Here is a 6,020-nt window from a genome sequence, read left to right as displayed (position 1 = left end):
AAAAAGCTGTTCCAGGATCTTTTAAGCTGGATCAGGAGAAGGTTACGAATGATGGTGATGAAAAGCTGGAAAAGCTGGAAACCTCTTCACCGACAACTAAGGCGTATGGGTTATAAGGGGAATTTTCTGAAGATATCGGTAACCCGATGGAGAAACTCCTCCACCAATTTAATACACTATGCCCTGCCCAATAAGTACTTCTCAGAATTAGGGTTGTACGCAATGGACACAGTTGAAGGGAATACTTTGCATCAGTACTATCAAACAGTACTGAATAAGATTTAACATGAGCCGTGTACGAGACCCGTATGCACGGTTCTGTAAGAGGGATGAAGATAATAAATGCTCAAATATTTATTATCTTCACCCTACTTGATTGTTTTAAAAGTTTTTCAAAATCAACCTTAACAAACTACCTGGGAAGCCAGTTCAGCATTTAAATCTGGATTATCGGGTAAAAACTTTTAGTTAGATATTCTAATAATTTTATCTTTACCAAAACAATTGTTATGCTGTCTTTCTTCGGAAAAATACTCAGTAAGAAAAAGCCCCAGGAAGAAGAACAAGATCCCATGAAGAAATTTTTGATCGTAGGTCTGGGAAATCCAGGTCCTAAGTATGAGAACACCCGTCACAATATTGGATTCAAAATCTTAGATTATATAGCCGAAAAGGAAGAGGTGAGTTTTTCTACAGAAAAATTAGGAGATATAGCTACATTTAAGTTTAAAGGCCGAACCTTTATAATGCTAAAACCTTCAACTTATATGAATTTAAGCGGGAAGGCTGTTAACTACTGGCTTCAAAAAGAGAAAATTGAATTACAGAATTTATTGGTGATTACAGATGATCTAAATTTAGCATTTGGTACTATTCGGCTAAAAACCAAAGGTAGTGATGGTGGTCATAATGGCTTAAAAGACATTCAAAACACCTTAAACACCACGAAATACAATAGGTTTAGATTCGGGATTAGTGACGAGTTTTCCAAAGGTCAGCAGGTAGATTATGTTTTAGGAGAATGGGGAGAAGAAGAGCGAAAGGAATTGCCAGAACGTTTACAGAAATCAGCCGAATTGGTAAAATCTTTTGGCACTGCAGGCGTTTCAAATACTATGAATTCATTTAACGGAAAATAAGTTGGCCTTGAAAATACATAAAGGAGCAAATGCTTTTAAAGGTGAAAAACAAACCGTAGTCACCATCGGTACTTTTGACGGGGTTCACGCCGGGCATCAAAAAATTATAAAACGGCTGGTAGATGCCGCTAAAATTGAAAACCTTGAATCTGTTATCTTTACTTTTTTTCCGCATCCAAGAATGGTTCTGCAAAAAGAAAGCGGGTTAAAACTTATAAATACCATAGAAGAACGTACCGAAATCCTTGAAAAAACAGGGATAGATCATTTGGTGGTGCATCCTTTTACCCAACAATTTTCAAGACTTACCGCGCAGGAATTTGTTCGTGATATTCTGGTAAATCGTTTAAAAGCAAAAAAAGTAATTATTGGTTACGATCATCGTTTTGGTAGAAATCGTACCGCAGATATAAATACCTTAAAACAGTTTGGTGAAGAATATGGTTTTGATGTAGAAGAGATCACCAAGCAAGAAGTAGATCAGGTAGCAGTAAGTTCTACAAAAATTAGAAATGCACTTCTAGAAGGCCGGGTAGAAAAGGCCAATAGTTATATGCAATCTCCTTTTTGCTTAACTGGAAAGGTGGTAAAAGGCCGTGGATTGGGAAAAGAATTTAATTATCCTACCGCTAATTTAAATATTGCAGAAGATTATAAGTTAATTCCAAAAAACGGGGTGTATGTTGTGTGTTCTAAAATTGAAGGAGAACGCTTTTTTGGGATGATGAATATTGGCACTAATCCCACTGTGGGAGGAAAAGACCAAACCATAGAAACTTATTTCTTTAACCTGGACCGGGATCTTTATGGCACCGAGCTAAAAATAGAAATGCTGGTAAGGATTCGCGATGAGAAAAAATTTGATTCTGTAAATGCTTTAAAAATCGCAATGAAACAGGACGAAGCTTTCTCAAGGCAATATATTAGAGACAATTATGCTCAATAAATGGCTTTTTAAGCAGGTAGATAATTCGGCGCTTATTGCTTTCCGAATTATTTTTGGCTTGCTTATTACCATTGAAGCCATCGGTGCAATTTTCACCGGTTGGATTCGCAGAACTCTCATTGAGCCCGACTTTACTTTTAATTTTATAGGTTTTGAATTCCTGCAACCGCTGCCAGGAAACGGAATGTTATATTACTACGGAATTTTAGGGCTGTTCGGTATTTTTGTAATGCTGGGCTTTAAATATCGTTTCAGTATTTTTTGCTACACCATTATGTGGGCGGGAGTTTACCTAATGCAGAAATCTTCTTATAATAATCATTATTATTTATTGATGCTTTTATGCGGAATAATGTTTTTTCTTCCCGCACACCGCTATTTATCTTTTGATGCCTGGAAAAAACCCTCGTTAAAAAAAATTGCCATGCCACGATGGGTTTGGCTTTTTATCGTACTACAGTTATGGATAGTTTATACTTACGCTTCAATTGCAAAATTATATCCAGATTGGCTTGATGGTACTTTGCCGGCTATGCTAATGCGTGGAAAAGCCGATTACTGGCTGGTGGGAGAATTTCTTCAGCAGGGATGGGTTAGGTATGTAATAACTTATTTCGGCTTAATCTTCGATTTATTAATTATCCCGGCGCTCTTATGGAAACCAACAAGAATGCCGGCTTTTATCCTTGCCATTTTCTTTCATCTTTTTAATAGTTTTATTTTTCATATTGGGATCTTTCCTTACTTATCGTTGGCTTTTTGCCTGTTCTTTTTTCCTTCAGAAAAGAGCAATAAATATATACTTCGGAATAAAAAACCTTATTATAATAAAGGAGAAATTATTATTCCCTCGTATAGAAAACCATTAATTACAGTGCTTTCTATTTGGTTTGTAGTTCAAATCGCTTTACCGCTTAGGCATTGGTTTTTTCAGGATAATGTGTTATGGACAGAAGAAGGCCACCGTTTGAGTTGGAGAATGATGCTGCGCTCCCGCTCTGGAAAAACCACTTTTAAAGTGGTAGAGAAAGGAAAAAGAGACACGATTTATGTGAATAAAGCACGCTATTTAAGCCGAAAACAAATTCGTTCGGTAAGTGCTAAACCTGATATGATGTGGCAGTTTGCGCAGCATCTTAAGTCAGATTATGCTGAAAAAGGAAAAGAGGTACAAGTGTTTGTAAAATCTAAGATAAGTATCAACGGACGTCCTTATGAGCCGTTTATTGATCCAAAAGTAGATCTCGCTGCAGAAGAATGGCAGCATTTTAAACACCACGATTGGATTTTACCTTCAAAATTAGATTGAGGATTTGTAGGATTTTTCTCATTTGAATTAATAACTTAGATGAGTTTAAAAATCAAACGATGAAATTTAAATTATTACTAGTCTTAATTTTATTTAATTTTTCAGTTTACGCTCAACAGAAAATTCAAATAGGAGAAACGCGAAGCTTTCATTCAGAAATATTAGATGAAAATAGAAAGCTGCAAATCTATTTGCCCAAAAGTTACATAAAGGGAGAAAAAACCTATCCGGTGTTATATCTCCAGGATAGTTATTACAACTTTACGCACGCGGTGGGAACAGTAGAATATCTTGTTCTTAATCAACTTATTCCTGAAATGATTATTGTTGGAATATTAAATACCCGGCGAATTCGGGATCTTACTCCTGCATCTCACGGGTTAAGCGAATATCACATGAATAGATTACCTAATCGCGGGGGAGCCGATAATTATCTCAATTTTATGGAGAAAGAATTAAAACCTTTTGTAGAAGAAAACTATCGCGCGGCTCCCTATAATATTTTAGTAGGACATTCCTTGGGCGGACTTCTTAATACTTATTGTTTCTTCAAAAAACCCAATCTTTTTAATGCCTACCTAACTATTAGTCCGAGTTTATGGTATACCAATAACTTATTAGATAAAGAATTAGATGAGGTAATCAAAGATAATCAGGAGATAGATTCTAAGTTTTATTTGACTATAGCCAACGAAGGAGGAACAATGTTGGGGAATGTATATAAGCTTGCTGGAAAACTTGAATCTTATATTTCAGAAGATAAAGAAGTTGATCTAAAATTTAAATTTGAGCCTATGTTTGAGCAAACTCACGGTAGTATTGGATTGCCATCAATTTTTAACGGACTGCAATTTATTTTCGAGGATTTGGAATATGAATTACCGGACAATAAAGAAGTGATTTTCGCAGAAAATGGGTTGCAGAAAATGATTGAAGAAATCCAGGATCACTATGCTAAACTGTCCAGGGAATATGGTTTCAGAATTAGTGATGAGGGGGCTATGAACAATTTGGGATACAATTTCTTTAATAAGGAAGGTTTTGCGGATGCGGCTGTGAAGGTCTTCAAATTAAATTCTGACAATCATCCCGATTCATTTAATGCCTATTCGAACTTGGGAGCGGCGTACGAGAAAGCTGGAAACATTGAGGAAGCTAGAAAATATTATGAGAAAGCATTGAAAATGTTGAAAGCCACCGGTGATCCCGAATGGGAATTTTACCAAAACGATCTTGATGATCTAAATGCACAAGAAAAAAGGAAAGTTTAAATGCAGATTAGCTTTAAGCCTTAAGTGAATTTCTTTTCTAGTTTTGTTACATTTGCAGCTTCAAATTAGGAAATAGAAAGCTATGTTACAGGTTAATAATATCAAGGAAAATAAAGAAGAATTTATTAAAGGACTCAAAAAACGAAATTTTGAGGCTGAAAGTATTCTTGAAGAAGTTTTACAGTTAGACGAAAAACGTCGTGCTACCCAGGTAAAACTCGATGATATTTTAGCTGAATCTAACCGGCTTTCCAAAGAAATTGGAATGATGTTCAAAAATGGCGAACATCAAAAAGCTAACCTAATTAAAGAGAAAACAGGGAATCTAAAAGAAGATTCTAAAGCGCTTTCTGAAGAACTTTCAGAAACAATCTTGAAACTTGAAACCTTACTCTATACTATTCCTAACGTACCACACGAATCTGTGCCCGCAGGAACTTCCGAAGATGATAACGAAGAGATTTTTAAGGAAGGTGATGTGCCGGTACTTGCAGAAGGTTCATTGCCACACTGGGAACTTGCCAAAAAATACGATATTATAGACTTTGAGCTGGGGAATAAAGTAACCGGCGCCGGATTTCCGGTTTATAAAGGAAAAGGAGCACGCTTACAGCGTGCTTTGATCACTTATTTTTTAGATAAAGCTATTGATGCCGGTTATACCGAATATCAATTGCCTTTAATGATTAACGAAGCGTCTGGTTTGGGAACAGGACAGTTGCCGGATAAAGAAGGGCAAATGTACCATGTCACGGCTGATGATCTTTATATGATTCCAACTGCCGAGGTGCCTATGACGAATATGTACCGCGACCGTTTGTTAACCGATAAAGATTTTCCAATTGCCTGTACCGGTTATACGCCTTGTTTTAGACGGGAAGCAGGTTCGTATGGCGCCCACGTTCGCGGACTTAACCGATTACACCAATTTGATAAAGTGGAGCTGGTAAGAATTGAAAAACCTGAAGATTCTTATGCGGCTTTAGATAATATGGTGGAGCATATTAAAGATATTCTGGCCGATCTAAAATTACCTTACCGAATTTTAAGACTTTGCGGCGGTGATCTTGGTTTTACAGCAGCGTTAACTTACGATTTTGAAGTGTTTTCTACCGCACAAGATCGCTGGTTGGAGATTAGCTCTGTTTCAAATTTTGAGACTTTCCAGGCTAACCGACTTAAACTTCGCTATAAGAATAAAGAAGGTAAAAAAGAGTTGGTGCACACCTTAAACGGAAGTGCTTTAGCCTTGCCTCGTGTCCTGGCCGGAATTCTTGAAAATTACCAAACAGAAGATGGAATTAAAGTTCCCGATGTCCTGGTGCCGTATACTGGTTTCGATCTTATAGATTAAG

General features: G+C 36.7%; 5 protein-coding genes. All 5 read left to right on the top strand.

The window, feature by feature from the left end; all coding sequences use genetic code 11:
- Positions 1-509: 509 nt before the first annotated feature.
- The 5 genes from pth to serS all read left to right on the top strand — a co-directional run bounded on the left by pth (position 510) and on the right by serS (position 6,019).
- On the top strand, positions 510-1,139 hold the full coding sequence (gene pth / locus BM084_RS16640; protein WP_057482765.1) for an aminoacyl-tRNA hydrolase: 630 nt from the start codon (positions 510-512) through the stop codon (positions 1,137-1,139).
- A gap of 7 nt (positions 1,140-1,146) precedes the next feature.
- A complete protein-coding gene (locus BM084_RS16635; RefSeq protein ID WP_093306139.1) occupies positions 1,147-2,085 on the top strand; it encodes a bifunctional riboflavin kinase/FAD synthetase in 939 nt (312 codons plus the stop codon).
- Complete coding sequence (locus BM084_RS16630) at positions 2,075-3,394, top strand: HTTM domain-containing protein (protein ID WP_075325539.1); 1,320 nt, start codon at positions 2,075-2,077, stop codon at positions 3,392-3,394. Before BM084_RS16635 ends, BM084_RS16630 begins: the two co-directional genes overlap by 11 nt.
- A 59-nt stretch (positions 3,395-3,453) precedes the next feature.
- Positions 3,454-4,665 (top strand): alpha/beta hydrolase-fold protein, encoded by a 1,212-nt coding sequence (locus BM084_RS16625; protein ID WP_093306137.1) that lies wholly within the window; start codon positions 3,454-3,456, stop codon positions 4,663-4,665.
- An 82-nt stretch (positions 4,666-4,747) separates the two neighbouring features.
- Complete coding sequence (gene serS / locus BM084_RS16620) at positions 4,748-6,019, top strand: serine--tRNA ligase (protein WP_075325541.1); 1,272 nt, start codon at positions 4,748-4,750, stop codon at positions 6,017-6,019.
- Position 6,020 lies beyond the last annotated feature (1 nt).

The sequence above is a fragment of the Salegentibacter agarivorans genome, assembly GCF_900113135.1.
GTDB classification, from domain to species: domain Bacteria; phylum Bacteroidota; class Bacteroidia; order Flavobacteriales; family Flavobacteriaceae; genus Salegentibacter; species Salegentibacter agarivorans.
This window is presented reverse-complemented; position numbering and strand designations above follow the sequence as displayed.

What these genes read in the sequence shown, in the direction of transcription:
- pth (WP_057482765.1), top strand. Translation starts at nt 510, where the DNA reads ATGCTGTCTTTCTTCGGAAAAATACTCAGTAAGAAAAAGCCCCAGGAA.
- BM084_RS16630 (WP_075325539.1), top strand. Translation starts at nt 2,075, where the DNA reads ATGCTCAATAAATGGCTTTTTAAGCAGGTAGATAATTCGGCGCTTATT.
- BM084_RS16625 (WP_093306137.1), top strand. Translation starts at nt 3,454, where the DNA reads ATGAAATTTAAATTATTACTAGTCTTAATTTTATTTAATTTTTCAGTT.
- serS (WP_075325541.1), top strand. Translation starts at nt 4,748, where the DNA reads ATGTTACAGGTTAATAATATCAAGGAAAATAAAGAAGAATTTATTAAA.